General features: G+C 69.6%; 21 protein-coding genes. 9 read left to right on the top strand and 12 right to left on the bottom strand.

Features of this window, described 5'->3' with window-relative positions:
• Nucleotides 1-21: 21 nt before the first annotated feature.
• Complete coding sequence (locus AC069I_RS28465; protein WP_478266791.1) at nucleotides 22-945, top strand: LysR family transcriptional regulator; 924 nt, start codon at nucleotides 22-24, stop codon at nucleotides 943-945.
• Here AC069I_RS28465 and AC069I_RS28460 read toward each other — a convergent pair.
• Nucleotides 920-2500, bottom strand: coding sequence for an FAD-binding oxidoreductase (locus AC069I_RS28460; RefSeq protein WP_478266790.1), 1581 nt, complete (start codon nucleotides 2498-2500; stop codon nucleotides 920-922). The two genes, AC069I_RS28465 and AC069I_RS28460, sit on opposite strands and share 26 nt — an antisense overlap.
• A gap of 74 nt (nucleotides 2501-2574) precedes the next feature.
• On the opposite strand from AC069I_RS28460, the gene AC069I_RS28455 reads away from it, so the two are divergent.
• Together AC069I_RS28455 and AC069I_RS28450 are read left to right on the top strand one after the other, a co-directional pair.
• Entirely contained in the window at nucleotides 2575-2979 is a 405-nt protein-coding gene (locus AC069I_RS28455) for an HAD domain-containing protein (RefSeq protein ID WP_478266789.1), read from the top strand.
• 212 nt (nucleotides 2980-3191) lie between these two features.
• Nucleotides 3192-5717 (top strand): LamG-like jellyroll fold domain-containing protein, encoded by a 2526-nt coding sequence (locus AC069I_RS28450; RefSeq protein WP_478266788.1) that lies wholly within the window; start codon nucleotides 3192-3194, stop codon nucleotides 5715-5717.
• A 22-nt stretch (nucleotides 5718-5739) separates the two neighbouring features.
• Here the strand turns inward: AC069I_RS28450 and AC069I_RS28445 are convergent, their stop codons facing one another.
• The gene (locus AC069I_RS28445; RefSeq protein WP_478266787.1) at nucleotides 5740-7395 is read right to left on the bottom strand and encodes a DUF885 domain-containing protein; all 1656 of its coding nucleotides are present in this window, start codon (nucleotides 7393-7395) and stop codon (nucleotides 5740-5742) included.
• 85 nt (nucleotides 7396-7480) lie between these two features.
• Between AC069I_RS28445 and AC069I_RS28440 the strand changes: the two genes are divergently transcribed.
• Nucleotides 7481-8479: an enoyl-CoA hydratase/isomerase family protein gene (locus AC069I_RS28440; RefSeq protein WP_478266786.1), complete on the top strand. Its 999-nt coding sequence runs from the start codon at nucleotides 7481-7483 to the stop codon at nucleotides 8477-8479.
• Here AC069I_RS28440 and AC069I_RS28435 read toward each other — a convergent pair.
• Both AC069I_RS28435 and AC069I_RS28430 read right to left on the bottom strand, forming a co-directional pair.
• Nucleotides 8467-9171 carry an SWIM zinc finger family protein gene (locus tag AC069I_RS28435; RefSeq protein WP_478266785.1) on the bottom strand — a complete coding sequence of 235 codons (705 nt, stop codon included), beginning with the start codon at nucleotides 9169-9171 and terminating at the stop codon, nucleotides 8467-8469. The two genes, AC069I_RS28440 and AC069I_RS28435, sit on opposite strands and share 13 nt — an antisense overlap.
• Nucleotides 9164-12160, bottom strand: a complete 2997-nt coding sequence (locus AC069I_RS28430) for a DEAD/DEAH box helicase (protein WP_478266784.1) — start codon at nucleotides 12158-12160, stop codon at nucleotides 9164-9166. Before AC069I_RS28430 ends, AC069I_RS28435 begins: the two co-directional genes overlap by 8 nt.
• Nucleotides 12161-12306: 146 nt before the next feature.
• Between AC069I_RS28430 and AC069I_RS28425 the strand changes: the two genes are divergently transcribed.
• Nucleotides 12307-13422 (top strand): sensor domain-containing diguanylate cyclase, encoded by a 1116-nt coding sequence (locus tag AC069I_RS28425; protein WP_478234397.1) that lies wholly within the window; start codon nucleotides 12307-12309, stop codon nucleotides 13420-13422.
• 13 nt (nucleotides 13423-13435) lie between these two features.
• Complete coding sequence (locus AC069I_RS28420) at nucleotides 13436-14059, top strand: YaaA family protein (protein ID WP_478234396.1); 624 nt, start codon at nucleotides 13436-13438, stop codon at nucleotides 14057-14059.
• 6 nt (nucleotides 14060-14065) lie between these two features.
• Here the strand turns inward: AC069I_RS28420 and AC069I_RS28415 are convergent, their stop codons facing one another.
• Entirely contained in the window at nucleotides 14066-14494 is a 429-nt protein-coding gene (locus AC069I_RS28415; protein ID WP_478266783.1) for a MarR family winged helix-turn-helix transcriptional regulator, read from the bottom strand.
• A 70-nt stretch (nucleotides 14495-14564) separates the two neighbouring features.
• Between AC069I_RS28415 and AC069I_RS28410 the strand changes: the two genes are divergently transcribed.
• A complete protein-coding gene (locus AC069I_RS28410; protein WP_478227102.1) occupies nucleotides 14565-15173 on the top strand; it encodes a TIGR03086 family metal-binding protein in 609 nt (202 codons plus the stop codon).
• Here AC069I_RS28410 and AC069I_RS28405 read toward each other — a convergent pair.
• Nucleotides 15155-16027 carry an alpha/beta fold hydrolase gene (locus AC069I_RS28405; protein ID WP_478227101.1) on the bottom strand — a complete coding sequence of 291 codons (873 nt, stop codon included), beginning with the start codon at nucleotides 16025-16027 and terminating at the stop codon, nucleotides 15155-15157. The two genes, AC069I_RS28410 and AC069I_RS28405, sit on opposite strands and share 19 nt — an antisense overlap.
• A gap of 90 nt (nucleotides 16028-16117) precedes the next feature.
• On the opposite strand from AC069I_RS28405, the gene AC069I_RS28400 reads away from it, so the two are divergent.
• On the top strand, nucleotides 16118-16723 hold the full coding sequence (locus AC069I_RS28400; protein ID WP_478227100.1) for a TetR/AcrR family transcriptional regulator: 606 nt from the start codon (nucleotides 16118-16120) through the stop codon (nucleotides 16721-16723).
• Here the strand turns inward: AC069I_RS28400 and AC069I_RS28395 are convergent.
• Complete coding sequence (locus AC069I_RS28395) at nucleotides 16707-17426, bottom strand: TetR/AcrR family transcriptional regulator (protein ID WP_478266782.1); 720 nt, start codon at nucleotides 17424-17426, stop codon at nucleotides 16707-16709. The genes AC069I_RS28400 and AC069I_RS28395 overlap by 17 nt on opposite strands.
• An 83-nt stretch (nucleotides 17427-17509) precedes the next feature.
• Here AC069I_RS28395 and AC069I_RS28390 point away from each other — a divergent pair, with 83 nt between their 5' ends.
• Nucleotides 17510-18967: a carotenoid oxygenase family protein gene (locus tag AC069I_RS28390; RefSeq protein WP_478266781.1), complete on the top strand. Its 1458-nt coding sequence runs from the start codon at nucleotides 17510-17512 to the stop codon at nucleotides 18965-18967.
• Between the two features lie 44 nt (nucleotides 18968-19011).
• Here AC069I_RS28390 and AC069I_RS28385 read toward each other — a convergent pair whose 3' ends face one another.
• Genes AC069I_RS28385 through AC069I_RS28365 form a run of 5 tightly spaced genes read right to left on the bottom strand, consistent with a single transcriptional unit; the run spans nucleotide 19012 to nucleotide 26137 of the window.
• Nucleotides 19012-21765: a DUF5682 family protein gene (locus tag AC069I_RS28385; RefSeq protein WP_478266780.1), complete on the bottom strand. Its 2754-nt coding sequence runs from the start codon at nucleotides 21763-21765 to the stop codon at nucleotides 19012-19014.
• Nucleotides 21762-22874, bottom strand: coding sequence for an ATP-binding protein (locus tag AC069I_RS28380; RefSeq protein ID WP_192744695.1), 1113 nt, complete (start codon nucleotides 22872-22874; stop codon nucleotides 21762-21764). The genes AC069I_RS28385 and AC069I_RS28380 overlap by 4 nt, the downstream gene beginning before the upstream one ends.
• Before the next feature lie 19 nt (nucleotides 22875-22893).
• Entirely contained in the window at nucleotides 22894-24264 is a 1371-nt protein-coding gene (locus AC069I_RS28375) for a VWA domain-containing protein (protein WP_478227095.1), read from the bottom strand.
• Entirely contained in the window at nucleotides 24261-25640 is a 1380-nt protein-coding gene (locus tag AC069I_RS28370) for a hypothetical protein (protein WP_478227094.1), read from the bottom strand. Before AC069I_RS28370 ends, AC069I_RS28375 begins: the two co-directional genes overlap by 4 nt.
• Nucleotides 25640-26137, bottom strand: coding sequence for a hypothetical protein (locus AC069I_RS28365; RefSeq protein ID WP_051071892.1), 498 nt, complete (start codon nucleotides 26135-26137; stop codon nucleotides 25640-25642). The genes AC069I_RS28370 and AC069I_RS28365 overlap by 1 nt, the downstream gene beginning before the upstream one ends.
• Nucleotides 26138-26157 lie beyond the last annotated feature (20 nt).

The raw sequence follows: 26157 nt of genomic DNA, 5'->3' as shown, positions 1-26157 counted from the left end.
CGGCAAACCTGCGGAGATCTGATGCGACTACTGCCGATCGCGTTGACGTACTTCCTCGAAGTCGCCCGCACCGGCTCGGTGTCCGAGGCGGCGGCGGAACTGACGGTGGCGCCGTCCGCGATCAGCCGCCAGATCGCCAAACTCGAAGCGGGTCTCGGGGTGTCGTTGTTCGTCCGGCATCCGCGCGGCATGGTGCCGACCGAGGCCGGGACCCGGCTGCTCGACCACGTCCGGCGCAGCGAGGCCGAATCGGCCGTTCTCGTCGACGAACTCCGCACCGGCCGCGGCCTGCACGCCCGGTCCCTGACGGTCGCCTGCTCCGAGGGATTCGCCCGCCGCGTGGTCCCGCAGGCGATCGCCGCCTTCCGGCGCGTGCACGACGTCACGTTCCACATCGACGTCGTCACCAGGGACGAAGCGACTCGACGGGTACTCGAAGGCGCGGCCGACGTCGCCGTCACGTTCGCGACCGGGCCTCAGCACGGGGTGCGGGTCGAGAGCGCGGTCGTCGTCCCGGTGTACGCGATCGTCCCGCTCGATCATCCGCTGACCAGCGGCGACTCCGTCGAACTCGCCGAACTGTGCCGTCATCCGCTCGCGCTCCCGGCGCCGGGCCAGAGTCTGCGCGACCTGTTCGACATCGCCGCCCGGATCGAGAATCTCGCGGCCCATCCGGTGCTGGAGTGCAACGAACTGAGCCCGAAGTACGAGTTCGTCCGCTGCGGTGGCGGGATCGCGCTCGTCGGCGGTCTGGGTGACATCGAGCAGGACGCGGCCACCGAAGGCGTCGCCTACGTGCTCCTCGACAACGCCGTGTTCCGCAAACGCGAGGCCCAGGTGCAGACCATGGCGGGACGGACGTTGTCGTTGGCTGCCATGCGGTTCACCGCGCTGCTGACCTCGTTCGTCCGCCCGCCGGTCAGCCGATCAGCACCCCGGGATTGAGGATCCCGGCCGGGTCGAGCGCGGCTTTGGCGGCGGCGAAGGCGGCGGCGAAGGGGCCGGGAAGCTGCCGGTCGTACCAGGGCCGGTGATCGCGGCCGACGGCGTGGTGATGGGTGATCGTGCCGCCGTGGCCCGCGATCGCCTCGGAAACCGCGGCCTTGATCTCGTCCCACTGGGCGACCGTGCTCCCCCAGCGCCCGGCGGCGTAGATCCCGTAGTAGGGCGCGGGGCCGTCCGGGTAGACGTGGCTGAACCGGCATGTGACGACACCGGCGCCGCCGCACACCTCGTCGATCGCGATGCGCGCCGCCGAGGTGATCGCGTCGTGGAACTCCGGGAAACCGTCCCAAGTGCACGCGGTCTCGAAGGTCTCCACGATCAGCGACCGGCGGGCGAGCGCGTCACGTTGATAGGGCATCCGCAGGAAGGACGACCGCCACGTCGAAGCGCTGTCCTGGCCGGCGGAATCCTTGCTGCGCCTGGCTTTCACGACACCGCCGTGGCCAGCGGTCACTTCGAGCGCGCGGTCGAGCCAGGTGTCGACCGGGTGGTCGGCGGATTCGAACGCGACCAGCAGGAGACCACCGCCCACACTCGCGCCCGCGTTGATGAGAGCCTCAGCCGGGTCGAGGAGCCGGCAGTTCGACGGATAGAGCCCGGACTGCGCGATCGCGCGGGTGGCGGCGACCGCGTCCTCCTGCCGTTCGAAGGCGACCGACGCGGTCACCTGCCACACCGGCCGGTCCTGCAGGCGCATCCAGGCTTCGGTGATCACGCCGAGCGTGCCCTCGGAGCCGAGGAACATGCGGTCCGGCGAGGGACCGGCGCCCGAGCCCGGCAGACGTCGCGATTCACTGATCCCGGCGGGCGTGACGACGCGCAGAGCTTCGGTGAGATCGTCGATATGCGTAGCGAGAGTGGCGAAATGCCCACCCGCGCGGGTGGCGAGCCAGCCGCCGAGCGTCGAATGGGCGAACGACTGCGGGAAATGCCGCAAGGTCAGCCCAAGCGGGCGAAGGCGGTCTTCCAGAGCCGGTCCGAAGATCCCGGCCTGGATCCGCGCCGCGCGACTGACCGTGTCCACTTCGAGCACGTCGCCGAGGCCGGCCAGGTCCATCGAGACCGCCGGGCCGTCGAACCGCGGTTCGACCCCACCGACCACGGAACTGCCGCCGCCGTAAGGAATCAGCGGGGTACCGGAAGCGGCACACCAGTCGAGGAGGTCGACGACGTCCTGTTCCGTCCGCGGCCGGGCGACCAGATCCGGGACATGGTCGACCCGCCCGAGCAGATTGCGGACGACGTCGCGGAACGCCTTGCCGCGGGCGTGGGACAACCGGTCGGCCGGTGCGTCACCGCACAACGCGGCGAGCGCCGCGGGCGGGCGGATTCGCGATGCCGGGACGCCGAGCTCCGCCGGGTCGGGCGGGGCGTGGTCGGTGAAGTCGTGGCCGGGCAGCACACCCGCGGTGCGGGCCACCAGCGCGTCGGACTCCTCTCGGGACAGTTCGCCGTCGAGGGTGCCCCAACCCCACCAAGACCGTTCTTCGGGCATCGTCGCCTCCGTTCGATCTGACTGACCAGTAAGTTACTTATCGGTCAGTTACCGTGTCAACGAACACCGATAGCGTGTGCCGTCGTGGCACCAGGTCCTCTGATCTACCTCGACCACGACTGAAGGCACTCCCCGGAGAACTCGTCTGGGCCACGACGTGGCTGCACGACGCCAACGACGCGCTCGCCCCAAGACTCGGCCTGCCCCGCTTGCCGGTGGTGGACTGGCCCGAGCCATCCGACACCGACGAGGCCGACGCTCGCATCGGCCTGCACTGGAAGACGCGGCCTCTGCTGGAACATGCCCAGAACCGCCCGTTCGTCTGGGTCGACGACGAGATCTCCGAGATCGATCGCGACTGGGCGTCCGGCCACCACGCCGGGCATGCCCTGCTGCACCGCGTCGATCCCCGGCACGGCCTGACCGGCGCCGACTACCGCGCGCTCGGCGAGTGGCTGCGGGAAACCCGCCGCTCCTGACACACAGGACAGCTCTCCCACCCAGGACCGATTCGAGGCCTTCGACGCTTTACAACGTTGTATCAACGATGTAAAAACATCCTGACGGCCAGCCGTGGCCCGGCTCACACCGGTTCTCCCCGGCCACGGGGTCGTGGTTTCACGCCTGCACAGGTCCAGTGGGAGGCGCACCTCCGCCGAGGCGGCCGCCCCCGGAGAAGGGTGTCGAGCAGATGTTGCCAACGTTGTCACCACACCGTCCCCGAAAGACGAGACGCTTCCGGAAGTCACTGGCGGCCGCGGTCGCGGTGGTCTCCGCGGTGGCGTTGACGCCGGGGGCCGCGACGGCCGCGGAGAGCGGCTGGAAGATGGGCAAGCCACGCCTGACCACCCCGTGGACGAACCAGGTGTCGCCCACCAACGCGTTGCCCGAGTACCCCCGGCCGCAACTGGTGCGCGAGAACTGGCAGAACCTCAACGGGGTCTGGGAGTTCGCCGGCGCCGCGCCCGGTGAGATCCCGCCCTTCGGGGAGAAGCTCGCCGAGAAGATCCTGGTCCCCTACCCCACCGAATCGGCGCTTTCCGGGATCCAGCGGCACGAGGACCACATGTGGTACCGGCGGACGTTCACCGTGCCGAGGCACTGGAACGTCGGCAGGGACAACACGCTGCGGATCAACTTCGGCGCCGTCGACTACAAGACGAAGGTCTACGTCAACGGCAAGGAGGTGGCCGCGCACCAAGGCGGCTACGGCGCGTTCTCCGCGGACGTGACCTCGGCGCTGAAACCCCAGGGAGAGCAGGAGATCATCGTCGGTGTCGAAGACCGCGCCGACGCGACATGGCAGCCCGTCGGCAAGCAGCGGCTGGTCCCCGATCGCGGCATCTTCTACGAGGGCGCCTCGGGCATCTGGCAGACGGTCTGGATGGAACCGGTCGCGGCGAAGCACATCGGCACGCTCGGCATGGTCCCCGACCTCAAGTCCTCCACGCTCAAGCTCACCGTGGACACGGGCGGGAACTCCGGGCTCACCGTCGAGGCCGTGGTCCGCGACGGCAGGAAGGTGGTCAGCCGCAGCAAGGCGGCATCCAGTTCGGCGACGATCTCCCTGCCGGTGCCCAAGGCGAAGCTCTGGTCGCCGGATTCGCCGTTCCTCTACGACCTCGACGTCGAACTGAAGGACGGCCGCCGCACCGTGGACAAGGTTTCGTCCTACTTCGGCATGCGCGAATTCGGCACCGCCAAGGGCGCTGACGGCAAACTCCGGTTCACCCTCAACGGCAAGATCCTCTTCCTTCAGTCCACTTTGGACCAGGGCTACTGGCCGGACGGCATCTACACCGCGCCGACCGACCAGGCGCTGCGCTTCGACCTCGAACAGCACAAGGTCCTCGGCTTCAACACGGTCCGCAAGCACATCAAGACCGAACCCGACCGCTGGTACCACCACGCCGACAAACTCGGTCTGCTCGTCTGGCAGGACATGCCGTCGATGCGCACCGGTGGACGTCCGCCCGCCGACGCCCAGCGGCAGTTCCAGGTGGAGCTGAAGGAACTGGTGGAGCAGAAGAAGAACTGGACCTCGATCGTCGGCTACGTGCCGTTCAACGAGGGCTGGGGCGAGTGGTCGCGCGAGACCACCGGCAAGATCGCCGACGACGTCAAGGCCCAGGATCCGACCCGGCTGGTCAACGCGCACAGCGGCGTCAACTGCTGCGACTCCCTCGGTGACTCCGGCAAGGGCGACGTCATCGACTGGCACGCCTACCCTGGCCCAGCCAAGCCGATGCCCGACGGCAAGCGGATCTCGATCGACGGCGAACACGGCGGCTACGGCCTCGAGGTCGAGAACCACATGTGGTTCGGCGAAGGCCACGCCTACGAGATGGTCAAGGACCAGGCGACCCTGAACAGCCGCTACGTCCAGAACCAGCGCGACGTGCTCGCGTCGGCGCAGAGCTGCGGCATCAGCGGCTCGATCTACACGCAGATCACCGACGTCGAGCACGAGGTCAACGGCTTCTTCACCTACGACAGGCAAGTGAAGAAGATGGACTTCGCCCAGGTGCGGGCGGTCAACCAGGCGATCATCCGCAACGCCGACGGCAGCGGCTCCGGCGCTCCCGACCCGGGCCCCGGCACTCCGGGGATCGACGGGGTGCACGCCTACAAGTTCGATGAGGGCACCGGATCCAGCGCCAAGGACTCGGTCGGCACCGCGCACGCCACCCTGACCAACACGCAGTGGGCAGGCGGTGTCCAGGGTGGTGCGCTGGCTTTCGCGGGCAATGGGCAGGCCGACACCGGGGCGAACCTTGTGAACACGGCAGGCAGCTACTCGGTCTCGGCGTGGGCCAAGCTGGATGAGGCGAGCGGCGCGTTCCAGACCGTCGTCAGCCAGGACACCGGCCGCGACAGCGCGTTCTTCCTGCAGTACTCCGGGCAGGATCAGCGGTGGGCGATGAGCTTCGTCGGCCTCCGTGCCCTCTCGCCGAAGAAGCCGGAAGTCGGCCGCTGGTATCACCTGACCGGCGTCCGCGACGCCAAGGCGGGCACGTTGTCGCTCTACGTCGACGGCCAGAAGGTCGGTGCGCGGAACGCCTGCTCCGCCGCACCGAGCACCGGGCACACGGTGATCGGGCGCGGCCAGTACGGCGGTCAGCAGGTCGACTTCCTGCGCGGCGCGGTGGACGACGTCCGGCTCTACGACCGGCCGCTGACCGACGCCGAAGTCGCGACGCTCGCGAAGCGCGACTGAGCCCGGGCACGCGGCGCCGGGGTCACTCCCGGCGCCGCGTGCCGTCCACCCATTCCCGCACGATGTCGCCGAGCACGGGCAGCGGCACCTGCCCGTTCCTCAGCATGACGTCATGGAAAGCCCGGATGTCGAAAGACTCGCCCAGGTGTTCCTCGGCGAAGGCCCGTAATCGCTGGATTTCCAGCCTGCCCGTCATGTACGACAGTGCCTGACCGGGCCATTCGATGTACCGGTCGGTCTCGGATTGCACTTCGACGTCGCTCAGCACGCAATGCTCGGCGAGGTAGTCCACGCATTGCTGCCGGGTCCAGCCCAACGCGTGCAGCCCGGTGTCGACGACGAGCCGCGCCGCGCGCAAAGAGTCCTCGGCGACCATGCCCAGCCGCATGACGTCGTCGGAGTACAGGCCCATCTCGTCGGCGAGCCGCTCGGTGTAGAGCGCCCAGCCCTCGTCGAACGCCGAGAGCGGGACGAGCTTGCGCAGCCGGGGCACGTCCTCCAGCTCGTAGGACACGCAAGCCTGGAAATGGTGCCCTGGAACCGCTTCGTGGAAAGCGACCGACTCGGCGATGAACCGGAACCGTTCGGTCACCCGGTAGGTGTTCGTGGAGTAGACCCCGGGACGGGTACCGTCCGCCGACGGCACCATGTAGTACGCCGGCGCCGCCGAGGGGCCATCGGCTTCCGGAACAGCGCGCACCACGCATTCGGCCGACGGCACCCGGCGGAACCAGTCCGGTGCCGCGGCCGTGGCCCGCGCGATCGCTTCCGTCGCGGTCGCGATCATCTCGTCCGCGTCCCGCCAGCACAGCGACGGATCGGTGCGCATCCGCCGCCGGACCGCGACGGGGTCGTCCGCGCCGAACACGGCCGCACCGAGCCGCCGGTACTCCTCGTCCAGCTCCCGGCCGAGTTCGAGGCCGGTCTGGTGCAGTTCCTCCGGCGAGATCCCGGTGGTGGTGTGCGTCCTGACCAGACCCGCGTAGCTCTCCTTGCCGCCGTCCAGCCGGCAGAGACCCGGCCGATCGTCGGAACGGCCACGTCCGGCGATCTCGCGGGCGAGCACTTCGCGATAGGCGACGAGCGCCGGGCGGACCTTCTCGGTGAACAGCCGCCGTCGTCGTTCCGCGCGGTCACCGGTCAGCGGCGGGACGAGCAGCGGATTGGGTTCGGCGGCCAGGAACCGGTCGACGTGGTCGATCGCGCCGCGCACCGCCCGTTCCACCGGGGTCCGGCCCGCCGCGACCCCGGCGCGGTGACGGTCGGCCAGGGCCGCGAAGAACTCCGGGAACGCCGCCAGCCTGGCCAGATAGTCCTCCTCCGCCTGCTCCCCCGACGGCTCCAGCTGCGGAAGCCAGGACAGCACCCCGGTGCCCTCGGCCGCCATCTGATCGGCGAGGGTGAACTCGACACTCCGCGAGTCGAGCCTGGTCAGCAGCGATTCCGCGTGATGGGCGACGACACCGAGGGTGATCCGGTCCGGATCCGTGGAGCGGGCGGCGTGCCCGGCGATGCGGACGGCCCGCTCCCTCAGCCGGTCGTCACCCGCCTCCGAGACGTCCCGCAACTCGTGGTCGTGTCCGGGGATGTTGTCGAAGGTCGCCATCAAGGGCATCTCGGTCGCGAGGACGTCGAGGAGTTCGTCGGCAAGCTCCGCCGCCGTCGGCTGTTCGCTCATATCCGATGACTACCAGAATTTCCGCGCGCTGAGGCGTGCGCCACAAGCGCCACATAGTCGGACGTCCTACTTTTAGGGTGGCTTCGTGAATGACGTCCAGTTCCTCGTCGAGAGTGGAATCGGCCGGATCACGCTGAACCGGCCGCGTGCGCTGAACTCGCTGAACCACGGCATGGTCCTCGCCATGCTCGACCACCTCGAAGCGTGGCGCACCGACCCGGGTGTCCGCGCCGTGCTGATCGACGGCGCCGGCGATCGCGGGCTCTGCGCGGGCGGCGACATCCGCGCCATCTACGAGGACGCCCGCGCCTGCGGCACCGCGTCCCTGCGGTTCTGGGCCGACGAGTACCGCCTCAACACCGTGATCTCGCGCTATCCGAAGCCCTACCTCGCGCTGATGGACGGGCTCGTCATGGGTGGTGGCGTCGGCGTCTCCGCGCACGGCAGCCACCGGATCGTCACCGAACGCTCCCGGGTCGGCATGCCCGAGACCGGGATCGGCTTCGTCCCGGACGTCGGCGGCACGTACCTGTTGTCCCGCACGCCCGGCGAACTCGGGACGCATATCGCGCTCACCGCCGGGGCGATCTCCGGGCCCGACGCCATCCACTGTGGACTCGCCGACCATTTCGTGCCCAGCGAGCGGATCCCGGACCTGCTCGGCGCGCTGGCGGCCCGTACACCGGACGACGCGCTGGAGCTGATCGCCGAACCCGCGCCGCCGAGCACGCTGGCCGGGGACGCCCCCTGGATCGACCGGTGCTACGCGGCGGACACCGTCGAGGAGATCCTGGGCAGGCTCCACGCCGAGGGGGACGCCGCGGCCACCGCGGCCAAGGAGATCGAGGCGAAGTCGCCGACCGCGCTGAAGGTGACCCTGCGGGCACTCCGGTCGGCCGCCGCGATGCCCGATCTGGAAACCGCGCTGGCGCAGGAGCTCCGGATCTCGACCCACGCGCTCTCGTCCGCCGAGTTCGCCGAGGGGATCCGAGCACAGATCATCGACAAGGACCGCTCCCCGAAGTGGTCCCCCGCCACACTGTCCGAAGTGGACGACGAGCTCGTCGACGCCTACTTCGCCTGACCGGTGATCACCCGGTAGAGCGGCAGCAGCAGGGCGGTGACCGAGGTTCCGTCCACTGTGGCCGTGAGCGGCGGGACCTCGTCGAGCAGTCCCAACGGGTCCCCGGCCCGCGGCCGTCGCGTGTTCGTGACGTCGCCGGCCGGGCCCCAGCCGAAGAAGTCGTCCATCACCTCGTCGAGACCAAGGGGCTCGGCCTCCGCTGACGGGGCGGTCACCCGGGCACCCGCCTGCCGTCCGATCTCTTCGAGCAAGGCCGTGCGGTCGCGGCCGCGGAGCGTGAAGATGGCGAACGGGTCCGCCTCCTCTTCGAGCGCGATCAGCCCGGCGACGAGGTGATCGCAGGGAACGCGGGTGCCGGGGCAGGTGCAGTCCAGCGACAGTTCCCACGCCGCCTCGGGGAACAACGGCACCTGCTCGGCGGCGAAGAAGCGATCGATGTCGTCCGGGATCCGGCCGTCGAGCAAGGCCGTCTTCGCGGTCTCGTCCGCGGCGACGGCGGCGATGACCGCCGTCCACACCTGCTTGCCGAACGTCGGCAAGCCGATGCGGACCTCGTAGAACCGCTGCCGGGTCACCCGGACGCCGGCGACCGCGGCGCCGGGCCCGATTGTGAGCGTGTCGACCCGGCAGGGCGGCACGAGTCCTTTGCGGACACCCAATTCGTCGAGTGTCCGGCGGAATCGGTCAGTCATCGCCCGCCTCCCGTCCGAGCGCGAAGACCTCGCGCAGCGAATCGGTGGACAGCTCCGTGAGCCAGTCCTCCCCGTCGGTGACGACGAGATCGGCCAGCGCTTCCTTCTTGGTGATGACGGCGTCGATCCGCTCCTCGATGGTGCCGGGGCAGACGAACTTCCGCACCTGGACGCTGCGCCGCTGGCCGATGCGGAAGGCGCGGTCGGTGGCCTGCTCCTCGACCGCCGGATTCCACCACCGGTCGAGATGCAGGACGTGGGTGGCCGCGGTGAGCGTCAGCCCCGCTCCCCCGGTCTTCAGTGACGCGAGCAGGATCGACGGACCCTCGCCCGACTGGAAGTGCTCGACGATCGAGTCGCGGCGCCGCTGCGAAAGGCCACCGTGCAGGAAGGCGATCTTCGCGTTCATCCGATGCGAAAGATGCGGTACGAGCAGGTGCCCGAATTCCGCGAACTGGGTGAAGCACAACGCGCGATCACCGGCGTCCAGGATCTCCGCCAGGAGCTCTTCGAGCCGGTTGACCTTGCCGGAACGGTGCCCGATCGGCGAGCCGTCGTGCAGCAGATGCGCGGGGTGGTTGCAGATCTGCTTGAGCTTGGTGATCGCGGCGAGGATGTTGCCACGCCGTTTGACCCCGGCGCTGTCGGCGATCTTGGTCATCATCTCGTCCACGGTGGCGCGGTACAGGGTCACCTGTTCGCGGGTGAGGCGGTACTCCTGGAGGATTTCGATCTTCTCGGGAAGGTCGGCGAGTACGGTGGGATCGGTTTTGAGGCGCCGCAACAGGAACGGCCGGGTCAGCCGACGCAGCTCGGTGGCCGCGGGAAGATCGCCGCGCCGTTCGATGGGCACCTCGAACCGCTCGCGGAACTCCTGCCTGCCACCGAGCACACCGGGGTTGAGCAGATCCGAAAGCGACCACAGGTCGGCGAGCCGGTTCTCCACCGGCGTCCCGGTCAGCGCGATCCGGTGCCCGGCGGTAATCCGGCGCAAGGCCTGCGCGGGCCCGGTGTTCTGGTTCTTGACCGCCTGCGCCTCGTCGAGCACGAGCCGGTGCCACCGGATGGCCGCGAGCTCGTCGGCGTCGCGGGCGGCGGTCGAGTAGGTGGTGACGACCAGGTCCGCGCCCTCGGTCCGGACGCGGCCGCGATCGGCGCCGTGATGGAGGTGGACGCGCAGTTCGGGTGCGAACTTCGCCGCCTCCCGCTGCCACGTCCCGAGGAGCGACATCGGACAGACGAGCAGCGTCGGCCGCCTGTCCCCCTGTGCCCGCTCGATCGCTTCGAGCGCGAGCAGCTGGACGGTCTTGCCCAGCCCCATGTCGTCGGCGAGGCAGGCCCCGAGCCCGATCGACGCCATGAACGAAAGCCACGCGACACCGCGGCTCTGGTAAGGCCGCAGGGTCGCCAGGAACGTCGACGGGGGCTCGACCGGCTCGATCGTGCGCTGGACACGACCGGCGAGGAAGTCGTCGATCCAGCCGTCGGTCGTGACCTCGGTGACCGGGAGCGGCGTGTCGTCGAACCCGTGGAGCAGGGCCAGCAGGTCCGCGGAGGTGGGCAGCGGCGGTTTCTCGCGGTCCGGGTCGCGGCGGAGGTATTCGAGACCGGAGCGCAGCAGTTCGGGGTCCACGCTCACCCAGCGGCCGCGCAGCCGGACCAGTGACGACTTCGCGGCCGCCAGCCCGGCGAGTTCTTCGTCGGTCAGGGCGTCCTCCCCGACGGCGAGCGCCCAGCGGTAGGAGGCGAGCTGGTGACGGCCGAGCCGATGCACGGCGGCCTGGTCGACCGGCGCGCCGCGCACGGACAGCTTGAGCGCCAGCTTGCGCCTGCCGCCCCAGCTCGCCGGGAGCTGGACGTCGAATCCGGCCGCCACCAGCCGTTCCGCGCCGCCGTCGAGGAACTCCACGGTTTCGGCGACAGTGAGGTCGTAGATACCCGGCTTCTCGGCCTCGACCGCGGGGCCGAGCAGCGGCAGCACACCGGCGGCGCGCTCCAGCTCGGCGGTGAACAGGCCCTCGGGGTCGGTGAACTTGGCGCCGGCCTCACCGGACCAGACGTCTTCCGCCGGAAGCAGGAGGCTCGGATCGGCCGTGGAGCGCAGGAGGAACCGCAACTGCCACTTGGTCCCGTCGCCGGTCTGGTCGTCGGGGTCGTCGGCCGGGCCGTGCAGCGTGGGGACCTCGTCGAGCCGGAAGCAGACGGTGCCCTCGGTCAGGTCGGTGTCGCCGACCGCGTCCCAGGCGGCGATGCCCTCGGCGACGATCCCCATGCGGCCCGGCGCCTGGCCGATCCGGTCGTCGGCGCTCTTCAGCGCGTGGAGCCACGACCCGAACGGGCCCTCACGGCCATCGCTTTCCGTGGCATGTCCGGCGGCGGCCAGGCGATCGCGGACCGCCGCGTCGACCAGGGTGTGGAGCGCGTCGGTGACGAGCGCCGCCGGATCCGGCCCGGGATGTTCGGCCCGGCCGACCGGCGGGGTGGCCGCGATCAGCGCCCGGACCGCGACCGCGTCACCTCCCCGGGCCACGGGCCGCCAGCGTGCCCGCGCCACGATCTCGTTCCGCACGAGCGTGGGCAGCACGCGGCCGCGGCGCACCAGATCGTCCGCCAGCCGGACGACGGCGCGGAGATGGCGGACCGAGGTGCCGTAGCCGACCGTCTCGGCCAGGTCCTCCAGCTCCGATGGGTCGATCAGGAGCGCGGGCACCGACCAGGGTTCCAGCGTCAGCTCCTGCTGCGGGCGGCCGCGGGAGCCCAGTGCGGGCGAGGCGACCGGACCGCCGCGACGCGACGGAAGCAGAAGAACGGCCGACGCCGGTTTGCCGGGGTGCAAGGCGGTCAGATCCGCGACCGACGCGGCGAACGGGTGCGGCCGGGCCGCGCTCGACGGCCGCATCGACGTCGTCGCCGGGCGGTCGCCGTGCTCGCCCCAGAGCACGATCCCGCGGCCCCGGGACCACAGGCCGTGCACGACGAGTGGCGACATGGTCCTCCTTCCGCGGTCTGGTCCGTCCAGCATGCCCGGGACCGATCAGCGTCCGGTCAGCGAGGGTCACACCATCGTGTGGCTAGGCGGCGGCCGACCGCTCTTCTAACCTGATCAGTTCATCCCCACACGGAAGCGATCCTTCGATGACCGACGGAGAAGCACGCGCCGGCGTGCTTTCGAAACGCGCGCTCGTGATCGCGTCGCACGCCGTGGAGCGAGCCGCGCTCGCCGAAGGCACCGACGAAGACATGGTCGTCCTCGCGCTCTTCCAGCGACTGCCCTACTTCGAACGGGAACGGGAGGTCTACGCCAGGATCGCGCGCCGCGCGGCCGTCACTGTCGTCGGGATGGTCGATTCGGGCCGTCCGGACCTGCCGCACGGCGTGACCCCTGTCCTGTTGCGTGCCGACGAGAGCCTCGCCCGCGAGTGGTCGGTCGCGGTGCTCACCCCGACCTTCGGCGGCTCGGTCGTCGCCCAGGACCTCGACGATGTCGACCCGTCGGCGTCCACGGTGGAAGCCGCACGGCGGTTCCAGGGCCGCTGGGGTTTCCGCCGCGACGAGGCCTACGCCGAGGTCGTCCGCCTGCGCGACGCGCTCGGTGATCGCCTGCCGCCCACCGCGCGGATCAAGATCGACGAAGTGCTGAACAGCGTGACGACTCCCGCGGCGGCTCCCGTGGAGAACCGGGCGGAAGCGGCGCTGCGTCACCTCGCCGGGCGACTGGAACGGCGCGCGCCGTCGAAACCGGAGGAACCGGCGCTCGCGATCGATCCCGACACCGGGCTGGCGACCATGGCCGGGATCTCCGGCTGGCTGGGCGCGTCGACCGACACCGTCCCCCTCGGGCTGATCATGATCACCGTCGACGATCTCGCCGAGGTCGGCAGACGCCACGGCGACCGGGTCAGGATGCACACCGAACAGAACATCGCGGACCTGATCCGCGAGGATCTGCGCCCTCTTGACAGAGCCGTGCGGCTCGGAACCGACGAATTCCTCCTCGTTCAGCCCGCTTTGGACGCCGCCGACCTCACCGAACACAGCCTCCGTCTCGAACGGCGGCTCGGCGCGCTCCACGCGACCTACCCGTTCGTGGATCTACATCCGCGGACGACCACCATGCTCACCCGGAAGCGGCCACTTCCCGTGCACTCCCTGCGCGGACAGCTGAAACAGGTGCGGTCGACGGCGTTGTGGCCGCCCAGCCAGGGCATGCTCCCGACACCGAACGGCACTGGTTCGACCTGGTTCCACTGATACGGTCACTCTGGTGGATACCGTCCTGGACACGATCGATCCGCGCGAGGCGCTGACGATCCTCGGCCCCTCGAAAGCCAAGATCCGCGGCGGTGACGCGTCCGGGGAGACCGGCGAGGTGTGGCCCGAACCGCTGCTACGCGCGCGGGCCGACGTCCTGGAGCGGTCCAAGGTGGACAACGGTGGGTTGCGGCAGGCCTGGCTGCGCTACACCGGGAACTTCTACCGGAACGTCGGCGGCGCGCTGGCCGAGGCCGCCGGAAGCGGTCGGTTGCTGCTCCTCAGCGGCGGCTACGGCATCTTGCGCGCCGACGAGCCGATCGCCTACTACGACCGGAAACTCAAACTCGGCGACTGGCCGTCCGGAGTGCTGGAAAGCGCCGTACTCGGGGAGGCGCGCCGGATCGGGGCGACGAAGGTGGTCACGTTCGTGTCCGCCAGCGCCGACTACGCGAAACTGATCCGGCGAATCCCTTGGGACACCTCGGAAATCGGCGGCGTGCTGGTCACGATCGACTTTCATGGCGGCGGCGCGCAGGTCGAGGTGCCACGGCGGCTGGCTCACGCCTTCGGCGCATGGTGGCGCCGGTCGCCGTCGGACTACCCGCCGGGCATGGTCACCGAAGAACTCGGGTGAACCCGGTCACGGCCACTCGGCTTCGGACAGCAGGCGCGCGGCGCGGAGGAACGCCGCCCGGTCACCGGCGGAAAGCCGTCCGAGCAACCGTTCCTCCTGCTCCTGGATCTTCGACTGAGCCGACCTTCGCGCGGTGCGGCCGGCTTCGGTGATCCCCAGCAGCCGGACCCGGCGATCCTTCGGGTCCGGCTCGCGGGTGATCAGCCCGTCCTCTTGAAGGTTGTCGAGGGTGCCGATGATCCGGGTCTTGTCCGCGCCGATCGCCTTCGCGAGGGCGGCCTGCGTGCGGACGGGCCCGTCGTCGAGCGCGCTCAGCACCACGTAGCCCCACATGGTCAACCCGTGCTCGGCCAGCACCGGCGTCTCGGCGTTCATCAGCCGTCGCATCAGCCCGCCGAGCATCGCCGCGAGATCCGGCCTCCCCTGCTCCGCCATGCGCAGACCATACCGACCTGGTCGGCGGAACCTGTTGACGAACTCGTACGCATGCGTAGATGATACGCGCATGCCTATCGATGAACTTCGCATCCTCGACGCCCTTGTGACCCGGGCCAGCCTCGACCTCGTCAGCGAGATCGCCCCCGCGGATCTGACCAAGCCGACCCCGTGCAGCGCATGGACCTTGCACGGCCTGCTGGCGCATATGACCACCCAGCACCACGGTTTCGCCGCCGCGGCCGAGAGCGAGAGCCACCTCGACCATTGGCGGCTGCTCCCGCTGGACGACGACCCCGTCGCCACCTACCGCGCCTCGGTGAACCGGGTCCTGAACGCTTTCGCCCCCCACGACCTCGCCGACCGGAAGTTCGCTCTTCCCGAGTTCTCCACCGAAATCACCTTCACCGCGGAGCAGGCACTGGGCTTCCATTTCGTCGACTACCTGGTGCACTCCTGGGACGTGGCCAAAACCCTCGGCCTGCCGCTCGAGTTCCAGCGCGAGGTGCTCGACGCCGGACTGGGCTTCGCAAAGGCGATCCCGGACGGGAAGAACCGGAAGGCTCCGGGCGCCGCCTTCGGCCCGGCCGTCGACACACCAGGGCAGTCCGATCTGGACACGATCGTCGCCCTGCTCGGCCGATCGCCGTCGTGGCCGGATCAGGTGGTCGCGGCGTGATGCGCGGCCTCGAGGATCCGGGCGGTGACCAGCTCCGGTTTCTCCAGGGACAGCCCATGAGTCGTCTTGGGAACGACTTCGACCTCGATGCGCGGATTCAGCGAGTCGAGCCGGGCCGCCACCTCGCGGGCACACTGGATGACACTGCGTTCGGCGACGATGATCCGGGTGGGCACATCGATCGCCGACAACTCGTCATCGCTGAACAGGTGCATCTCCGGTAGTCGCTGTTTGTACTTGAGCGCGGCGAACAACAGGGGCCGCACGGTGTGCCGCACGTCCGGATCGCCGGAAGCCACCAGCCGGAGAAGCCACTTGGGCAGGAACCAGAGGAAGATCTCCCGGAAGCTCCACCAGATGAAGCTCCGGTCGATCACACCGAACCCCGCGGCTTCGATGGCGACGACACCGGCGATCCGGTCGGTCGTCCGGGTGGCGAGGTTCAAGGCGAGCCAGCCACCTCGCGATACGCCGGCGAGGTGGACCTTTTCGTGGCCGGTTCCCGCGAGCACCCCGTCGACGACCTCGGCGAGCCAGTCCGCGCAGTCCTCCACGGACTCCATGGGAGCGGCCTGGATCGATCGCCCCGGCTCGCCGATGCTGTCGACCGCGTGGATCCGGTGCCGGGCGGCGAGTTCGGCGATATGCGGATACCAGGACAGCGAGGTGCCCATTCCCCCGGAAAGCAGCACGATCGGCGGACCGTCTTCCGGCCCGCAACTCCGGACACGGGTCGGACCGAACCTCGTCTCGATGTCCAGTTCCTCGGCGGGAACCGGCCACTTCCGCAGGATCGCGTCATAAGTGGCGAAGAAGCGCTCCTCGGCCTTCTTGTCGGTGAACTCCCCCAGCATCGGACCTCCTCGAAGTTTTTATAGTGCACTTGCACCATAACAGTGGGTGGCCGTTCCCGCCAGCCCTCGCCGGCATGGCAGAGTGATCGCGTGCCGAAACGTGTCGACCACCAAGAGCGCAGGCGCGAAATCGCGGAGGCCCTTTTCCGGATCGCCGCCGCCCAAGGCCTGCAGGCGGTCACCCTGCGCGCGGTGGCCGCGGAGGCGGGCATCTCGATGAACCTGGTCCAGTACTACTTCCCGACCAAGGAAGAGATGCTGCGGTTCGCCTGGCAGCGGGTCGTCGAACTGACCGGCGAGATCGCCGGGAAGAGCATCGGCGAGGCGATGAAGACGGGGGACGAACGCACCATCGTGCGCGCCTACCTGACCGCCGTCCTGCCGGACGGCGAACGCCGCCGCATGCTGGCCGCGGTCCAGATCGCGTACTTCGCCGTCGACGTCACGCGCGGGAGCCAGGATCCCGATCAGGAACCCCTTCTGCCCCACTTGGTCCACGCGATCGCCGGCCTGCTCCGGGCGGCGCAGGAGAAGGGTGCCGTCCCCGTCCGCCTCGACCCCCTGCTCGAGGCGGACGCGCTCGCGACGATGTCCGCCGGTCTGGTCACGGGGATCATGGTCGACGCCCACACGGCCGAACGCGCGTCGGAGATCGTCGACTATCGGCTCGACGGAGTGTTCACCGGCGTTCGATGAGCGCCTCGATACCGTCCAGGATGCGACCGAGGCCGAACTCGACGTCGGCCTCCTCAATACCCTCCTCGCCGTACGCCTCACCGGAAATCACGGCGGCGACGCGCGTATAGCCCCGCCCTCCGAGGCGCGGGCCGAGGAACGCGCTCAGCGCCCGGACCTGATCAGGCGGGCTCGCGTTCACGTCCCGGAGCAAGGAAGCGGTACTGCGGACCCATCCGTCGACCAGGACGGCGCAGCCGGTCACGTCCTGGACGCTCAGGCCCGAGTCCGCCATCCCCTCGAGGAAGTTCTCCAGCCACCCCAGCAGATTCGGCGTACTCGGCGCCCTCCGCACCGGCAGGTCGATCAGCCACGGATGGCGGCGACAGCGTTCGAGGAGCGTGCGCGCCCAGGCGGTGACCGCGGCGCGCCAATCGCCGGACACCGGCTCCGGTGGCGGCCCCCACGCCGCCTCGGCCACCAGGACGAGTAGCTCCTCTTTGGAGCTCAGATATCGGTAGAGGGCGTTCGCGGTGATGCCGAGACGTTTGGCGATCGACGGCATGGACAGCGCCGCGTAACCCTCCGCGTCCGCCTGCGCGATGGCCGCGTCGACGATCTGCTCGAGGCTGTATCCCGGCTTCGGCCCGCGCCGGGGCGCCGGCGCGGGCCCCCACGCTAGTGCGGTGCCCGGCGGCAGCAACTCGATCTCCACGTCGTCCATGGCCGCATTGTTGCACCTAAAACAGGTAATGCCACACACTGTTCATGGCGTACACAGTTACCTGCTTAGTTGGGGGATCGACCATGACCGAACCGACCAGGCGGAACGTGCTTCGCGGGGCGGCGGCGCTGGCCATCGGCGGAGCCGCCGCGACCTTCGGGAGCAGCGGATCCGCCTTCGCCGAGCAGAATCCGCGCTACCCGTTCGTCGAAGGTGCGTTCGCGCCGGTGAAAGAGGAGGTGACGGCGTTCGGTCTGCCGGTCACCGGCCGCATTCCCCAGGACCTCCGCGGTCGATATCTGCGCACCGGGCCGAACGTGCTCGGGCTCGAAGACCCGCGCGCCCACCACTGGATGCTGGGCGAGGGGATGGTGCACGGCGTCCGGCTGCGCGACGGGAAGGCCGAGTGGTACCGCAACCGGTGGGTGCGTTCGTCCGGTGTCGCGGCGAAACTCGGCGAGCGGTACCCGTGGCCGGTGCCCGCCGAGGATTTCGCGCCGAACACGCACGTGATCGGCCACCACGGCCGCATCCTCACCCTTCAGGAGTCCGGCGCTCCGCCGTACGAACTCGACGGCGAGCTGAACACGTTGGGGCCGTTCGACTTCGCCGGTTCACTGGCAGGCTCCTACACCGCGCACACCAAGTTCGACGCCCGCGCCGACGAGCTGCACGCGGTGACCTATCACCCGACGTGGGATCACGTACGGCACCTGATGGTCGACCGGACCGGCCGGGTCGTGCGCACCACCAGGATCCCGGTCACCGACAGCCCGATGATGCACGACTTCGGGCTCACCGAGAACTACGTGGTCGTCTTCGACGTGCCGGTCACGTTCGATCCGCAGCCGGGCAAGGTCGTGCCCTACAAGTGGAACACGGGCCATCCGGCCAGGGTGGGGGTGATGAACCGCGACGGTGGCCCGGTCCGCTGGTTCGGGGTGGATCCGGTGTTCTATTCGCATACGCTCAACGCCTACGAACAGGGCTCCACGGTGGTGGTCGACCTGACCACGATGCCGGGTCCGTTCGAGGTGGCCGGCAAGCAGGGCTTCGGCGGCCCGTCGGCGTCGGGACCGCCGGTGCTGGAGCGCTGGACGATCGATCTCGCGCAAGGACGGGTCCGGCGCCGAGTTCTCGACGACCGGCCGCAGGAGTTCCCGCGGGTCAACGAAAGCCTCGTATCGCGGCGGCACAGGTACGGGTACTCGGCCTCTCCCGGCGAACTGTTCGACGTCTACTTGGACAAGCCCTCCGGCTCCTTCGGCAACGCGCTGATCAAGCACGACCTGCGGAACGGGCGTTCGGAGGTGCACCGCTTCGGCCGGGGCGCCGACGCGAGCGAAGCGGTGTTCGTGCCGTCGTCCCGCAGCAAGTCCGAAGACGACGGCTACGCCCTCGCCTACGTGAACAATCCCGACCGCAACGCCTCGGATCTGGTGATCCTCGCGGCGCAGGACTTCACCGCGAAGCCACTGGCCCGCATCCATCTGCCGAGGCCGGTGCCGCTGGGCTTCCACGGCAGCTGGGTCGCCGACTGACGGATCGGGGCGGTCGCCGGACGTCCGGCGACCGCCCCTCGGGTTCACCCGCCGGTGAGCACCTCCTCCAACGCGGCTGCGGAGTCCGGATACCGCTCGAGCAGCGCCAAGCCGGTGCGCGCGGTGCTCGCCCACGGCTCCTCACAGCCCAGCAGGCCCGCCACGGCGTCGCAGCTCGCCGGATGCGCCGCCAGCAACGCGAGGCCGCCTCCCCCGGTTTTCCTTGTCACCGCAAGGGGTTCCGGCTGGTCCTTCCAGGGCGGAACCCAGGCGTCGAGAGCTGTGAGCCTGCCGGGGAAGATCCGCCCTGCCTCACGCACGAGCAGCGGCACCAGCTCCGCGCCCCGGGACCGCAACGTGGTGATCAACGTCGGCAACCACGGCAGCAGCAGCCTGTCCGGCAGCTCGGCGAAAGCGTTCGACACCGCCTCGACGACGAAGTCGGCCAATCCCGGCGCCGGCTCCAACGCGTGGACGAAACCGCTGAGGTAGCGCGGATAAGCCGGCAGCACCATCGGGTTCGCCAGCAGTCCGGCGCAGCGCTCACGCAGTTCCGCACGCGTGAGACGGCCGAGCTGGACCTGCGCCGCCCACAACAGCGCCACCTTCGACGGCTCCTCCGGATGCGATCCGGCGATCGCCAGCTCCAGCTGCGTACGGTCGCACCCCAGGGACAACGCGAGCGCCTCCATGCTGAACAGGAAGCCCAGCATCGCGGCGACCTGCTCGACACCGGCCTCCTCGTCGGCGAAGGCCGCCGGGAGCAGCGTGCAGTAGTGCGCGTACCCCGTCCGGACGAAGTCCTCGATCCACCGGGGCAGCACCGGCTCGCTGGTCCGGTAGTGCGCCAGCAGCCTCCGCACCCGCCGCAGCACTTCCGGGGCGCCGTCGACGGTGCGTTCGGTGGCCAGTACCTCCAGGGCACGTGTGCCCAGCTCTCCCGCCAGCCGCGCGCTGCGAAGGTAGAGCGTCGCGTCTTCGACCGCCCCGAGCACCTTCGCCGCGGTGGCCTGCGGATGGTAAGCGGCACGCCGAAGCCGTTGCTCCAGCACCTGTTCGACGCTGACGCCCTCGTAGCCCAGCTCGATGAGGGCCCGCTGATGGGTGCCCAGCGCCAGATCCCACGACTCCTGGATCGGCCGTTCACCGAGCCGCCGCTCCCCCATGATCGGCCGCGCCGCACCGTGGGGCATCAGGTAGCGCAGCATCCAGAGCAGATCGGAACAGGGCTCCAGCTCCGGCCTCGACGCGATGTCGAGCAGCGCCCGTTGCACACCTCGTTGCTGCAGCTTGAGGTTCAGGGGTTCGAGCCGGTCGTGCACGTCACGCGCCAGCGGCGGCAACGCGTCGTAGCCGACCTGGCCGATCCGGTCCCCGCCCATCATGATCTCGACGAGGCGGCGCACGTCACGCCTGCCGGGCACGACGTCCTTTTCGATACAGGTGACCGCCGCGTCCTGGAAGTCGTACGGCGTCGGCTTGGCCCGGTCGCGCAGACCCGCCAGCAGGATCGAGGTCTCGAACACCGCGATGGCGTCTGCGGTCGAGGCCAGGTACCCGTTGCGCCGCGCCGCGCGGACGATCTCGACCGACCACCCCAGCAGTTCCGCCTCGTCCAGCCGGTCGAGCACCGGAGGTCGTTGCAGGAAACCCGAAAGCTGGTCCGACGCCACCGGATCCGGCGCCGGCGCGGGCAACTCCGCGGCCTTCCGCTTCGGCCCTCCTACCTGTCCTTCCAGCTGGAACTGCTTCACCTTGGTGCGCTTCAGGTTCTTCGCCCACTCGGTCGCGGCGATCGACACCGATCCCCCGGCGAGCCCGAACTGCGCCTCGATCGAGGCGTGGCTCGACGGGATGAGCCCGTACTGCCACGTGCTCTCGCTGCGCTGGCTGATCACGAACCCGTCCGTACCCTCGACGCCGAACTCCGCGACCCGGCTGGCCGCGTGGAAGGCACCGCAGATGTAGAGACAGTCCGCGGGATCCGCACCCGAGGCGGCGAGGTGCTCGCGCATCCGGGTCCACATGTAGCGCTCGCGGTCTTCGTCCACCCGGACACGCCGGGTGTCGCCCGGCGCGAGACGACGGAACAGGCTGCCGATCAGGAACATCACCTGCCGGTAGGTGTCGTGGTCGCTGTCGCCGAGTGGCAGCTCGACGTACTGGTGCCACCACTCCGACCAGTGCCGCACCCGCCCGTGCCGCAGCAGGTGTTCCTCGAGTTCGGCGAACCGGGGCCGGAGATCACCGATCTCGACGCCGACCGCGTCACCGTGCAGCGCCGCCTCTTCCTCGGCGGGCGGCGTGTCCGGCTCCGGGGACGGTTCGCGTTCGTTCCACTGGAAGACGTGGTCCGCCGACCGGTCGACGAGGACGAGCTCGACTCCCGGGGTGTCGAGGGCGTACGCGATCGCCTGGTACTCGGCCGAAGCCTCGGTGATCGGCGCGACCACGGACAGGGGCGCCCACTCCGCGGGGAATCCCTTCACCTCCGTCGCGAACGCCTGGACCGCCACCGGGAGACGGCAGTTGCGCAGCTCGGTCAGCAATGGCGCCATGTCTTCGCACAGCTCGAGGTAGACCACCTTCGGCTGTTTCTCCCGCAACCGCCGTGCCATCGCCACGGCCGAAGCCGGGGAATGATGGCAGACCGGGAAGATCTCCAAAGGCTCGCGCACCGCGCGGTCGACGTCGTCGACGAGCCCGAGCAGGATGCCCTCCAGTGCGCCGGGCCCGTCGGCGAAGGCGGCCGCGGCCTCCTGCAACTGGCCGCGCAACGCCTCGAAGGCGCCGCTCACGAGAGGGAGGCGATCGCGTCGCGGCCGCCGTCGAGGAACTCGGGCCAGTCCCCGCCCTCGTCCTTGCTGCGCGGCTCGACGACGCCGTGCAGGTACTTGTTGAGGATCGCCAGATCCTCCGGCTCGCGACGGGCGAGCGAACCGACCAGCGAAGACGCCAGCGTGCGGGCGGTCAGCTCGCGTTCGCCGAAGAAGTTGCTGTGCAGCACCGCGTCTTCGAGCACGCCGATCTGTTCGGCGGTGGACAACGCGGACTCCAGCTTCTCGTCGTCGCTGCCCGCCGACGCCGCCGCGGCACGCAGGTCGCCGAAGCTGCGCAGCAGCACGTCGAGCAGCGTGGGCGGCACGTCCAGCTCGATCTGGTGGCGGCGCAGGAGTTCCTCGGTGCGGAAGCGGACGATCTCGGCCTCGCTCTTCTTGTTGGTCACCACCGGGATGCGGACGAAGTTGAAGCGACGCTTGAGCGCGGACGACAGGTCGTTGACCCCGCGGTCGCGGCTGTTGGCGGTGGCGATCACGGAGAAACCGGGCTTGGCGAAGACGATGCCGTCGCTGTCCAGTTCCGGTACCGAGATGTACTTCTCCGACAGGATCGAGATCAGCGCGTCCTGCACGTCGCTGGTGGAGCGGGTCAGCTCCTCGAAACGGCCGATCGAACCCGCCTCCATCGCGGTCATGATCGGCGACGGGATCATCGACTCGCGGGACTGGCCCTTGGCGATGACCATGGAGACGTTCCACGAGTACTTGATGTGGTCCTCGGTGGTGCCGGCGGTGCCCTGCACGACGAGCGTGGAGTTGCGGGAGATGGCCGCGGCCAGCAGTTCGGCGAGCCAGCTCTTGCCGGTGCCGGGGTCGCCGATCAGCAGAAGGCCGCGGTCGGAGGCGAGGGTGACGATGGCCCGCTCGACGATGTTCCGGTCGCCGAACCATTTCTGCGAGATCTCGCGGTCGAGGCCGTCGGCGCGTTCGGAACCGAGGATGAACAGGCGCAGCATCTTCGGGGACAGACGCCAGGCGAACGGCTTGGGGTTGTCGTCGACCGACTCCAGCCAGTCCAGCTCTTCGGCGTACTTGATCTCGGCGGGGGCGCGCAACAGGTCGGACATGTCTTGCCTTTCGGGAGGTTCAGGAGGTGAGGAAAGTCTTGAGTTCGTGGACGAGCTTGGTGATGTGGCCGGAGATCACCGGCGTGCCGAGATCCTTGAAGCGCTCGCGGAACCAGGGGTTCACGCTGCCCCGGCCGGCGCTGGTGACCGAGCCGACCGGGATGAACTTCGCCCCGGACCGGTGGATCGCGGCCATGCTTTCGAAGAGCTGCTCGACGCGGGTCTCGTAGAAGTCCGAGATCCACACCACTACGGTGTTCGCGGGTTCGGCGATCTTCGGCTGGGTCAGCGCCATCGCGACCATGCCGTCGTTGCCGCCGCCGAGGTTGGTGCGCAACAGCGTTTCGAAGGGATCGTGCACCCACGGTGTGAGGTCGAGCGCCTGGGTGTCGTAGGCGATCAGGTGAACGTCCACTTTGGGCAGCCCGGCGAAGATCGAAGCCAGCACCGCGCAGTTGACCATCGAGTCCACCATGGAGCCCGACTGGTCGACGACCGCGATGAGCCGCTGCGGCGTGGTCTTCTTCGCGGTCTGCTTGTAGTAGAGGCGATCGACGTAGAGCCGCTCCTCGTCGGGGCTCCAGTTGGTGAGGTTCTTCCAGATGGTGCGATCGAGGTCGAGGTTGCGGAACACGCGCTTCGGCGGGACCGAACGGTCCACCTTGCCCGTCGAGGCCTTCTCGACCTGGGTCCGCAGGACCTCCGCGATCTCGTCGACGTAGCGGCGGATGAGCGATTTGGCGTTGGCCAACGCCACTCCGGACAGGTTGTCCTTGTCCCGCAACAACTGTTCGATGAGCGACATGCTCGGGCTCAGCTTCGCCGCGAGCGCCGGGTCGGCGAGGACCTCACGCAGATGCATCCGTTTGACCAGGTCCGCCTCGATGCCGCCGAGCTCCGGGCCGATGGCCGGGAGCAGGGTGCTCAGGTCGGGCGCGCCACCACCGCCGGTGCCGCCGAGGCCGGTCGGGGCGCCGCCGCGACGACCTCCGCGCAACTCGCCCGGACGGCAGCCCAACGCGCGCTCCAGCCAGCCCGCGTCGGCCTGCCAGCGGGACAGCTGCCCCGCCGTCACCGTGGGCGGCGCCGGAGCGAAGACGTTGAGCAGCACCTTCGACACGAGCGCCGCGCGCCGCACTTCCGCGGCCTTGTCCCGGCTCTCCTCGGCTTCGGGGACCATCAGCCCGTCGAACTCGGCCGCCAGCTCCGGATGACGCTGGACGATCGAGTCGACCGCGACGTTCGGATCCAGCACGGCGGACGGCAGGCCGACGTCCTCGACCACGGCCACACTCGCCGATTCGAGCGCGGCCTGCTCCTCGGTGTCGAAGAGCCGGGCGAGCAGCCGCCAGTACAGGACCTGGCGGCGGTTGTCCTCGGGTTCGGTCATTTCCGCAACAGCCTTCCGGCGCGTTCGCGCAGTACGGCCGCGGCGTCGGTGGCCGCCTTCTCGGCTTTCACCCCGGCCTTGTCCGTGGTGCCGCCTGCCCAGGCTCCGGCGTGCACGGCGGTGGTCTTCTTGCGCACGATGGTTTCGACGGCGAGCGGCTGGAGGCGGAATCCGCCGTCCCACCGGATCAGGCCGATGCACGCGCTGGAACCCGCGACCGCCTTGGGTGTCAGCGGGCCGGCGGCCGGGATGCGATCGGTCTCGACGGAAAGCCGATTCCCGGCGAAGGTGAACGTGAGCGCGTCTTCGTCTCCCTCGATCCCGTACCCCTCGAGGAAGACGGGAACGGCGAGTCGCACCGGGTGCCGATCCAGCGGCTCGACCGTCGGCGTGACGGCCTTCGGCAGAGCGACGCGCGCGGTCGAGAACGCGTCCGCGGGCTCTCCGAGACGGGCAAGTTCGTCTCGCCAGAGGACGTCGCCCTCCGCGGTGACCGGCATGTCGGCGAGGTCCATCGAGCGGCCCTCGCTGATCGCCGTGAGCAGGGAAAGATGCGGGCGCAGCAACTGCCAGATCCCGGCGCCGATGATCGTGTCCGGCTTCGGCGCGGTCACGTTCGCGCGCACGAGCCGCGGCGGGGTGCCGTCTTCGGGTTCGAACACCGCGTGGACCTGGGCCTGCGCGGCCGTCGCATGTTCCAGCAGGTCGACCCCGAGAGGCAACAGGCGGCCGGTGACCGTGCCGATCACCGGCGTCGCCGCCGCCCCGGGCAGGGTCAGCAGCATTCCGCGCGACCACAGGTCGCCCCAGCGCCGGGCGGGGATCCGCTCCAGCGCCGCTCCAGGACAGGACGCCGCGAGTTCCGCGGCGAAACCGTCGAGCAGGACGGCCAGCCGACGGAGGCTCGGTTCCGCGAGCAGCGCGGAGATCACCTGCGCCGAAGCCGAGATCAGGTCGTGGTCGATACCCTGCCAGCCCGCGCGGGCCAGATCGGACAGCCAGGACCGTGCGGCGACCAGGAGATTGAGCGGTTCCGGCTCGGCGGCTTGCCCGGCGGAGTCCTCGCCCAGCGGCCGGCCGGTCGCTTCGACCAGGCGCGCGAGAACCGCGTCGTGCACGGAGCCGAACACCGCGATCCGTGCCGCCGCAAGGGAAACGAAATGTTCCTCCCCTGCGGCACCAGCTGCGGTCTTCTCGGCCGCCTCGGCGACTCTGGACGCCAATGGCGACCCCGCGACGGCGTCAGCCAGCTCCGTCAAGCCCGCGATCTTCTGGGGACGCAGCAAGCCGGCGACGAGCACGTCGTCGAAGGCATCGACAACCGCCAGCGCCTCGTCGAGACCGGCGATGGGATCGGTGAGCAGATCGACACGCATCAGACCACCGCCCTCGTCGGCGGGAACCACTGCAGCTCCGGTACCGGCGCCGTCGACGGCTCGAATTCGAGGTAGGCCAAGTGCCGCAAGAACTGGCTGAACACGGAAGCGGCGGCGGTGTTGTCACCCTGCGACGGCCGCGTCGCGCTCATGGTCTGCGAAATGGCCTGCGCGGTCGGCTCCGGAACCTCGACGCGCAAGTACCGCGCGACCCGCTCCGCACCGTACTGAAGGGTGGATTCGTTGATCAGGGCGAGAATGTGGTTGCAGAACATGCCCCGGGCTCCGCCGCAGGGCCGGTTGTTGTTGGTACTGCAGGCAAACTCGTACGTGCTCGCCGCGACCGACGAGACGTACACCCGGCCGATGTCCGATCCGCTGGACACCACGCCCTGCACCCGTCCGTCGGCCAGTTCGACGAACGGGACCTTCGCGAGCTTGCGCGGGCGGGCGGGTGGCAACACCCTGGCCGTGCTTGCTCTTTCCCAGTCTGACAACGCATCTTCTCCTTGCGGGG

This window comes from Amycolatopsis sp. NPDC043885 (assembly GCF_056435685.1).
Note: the sequence above shows the minus strand (reverse complement) of the source record. Positions and strands in the feature narration are given on the sequence as shown.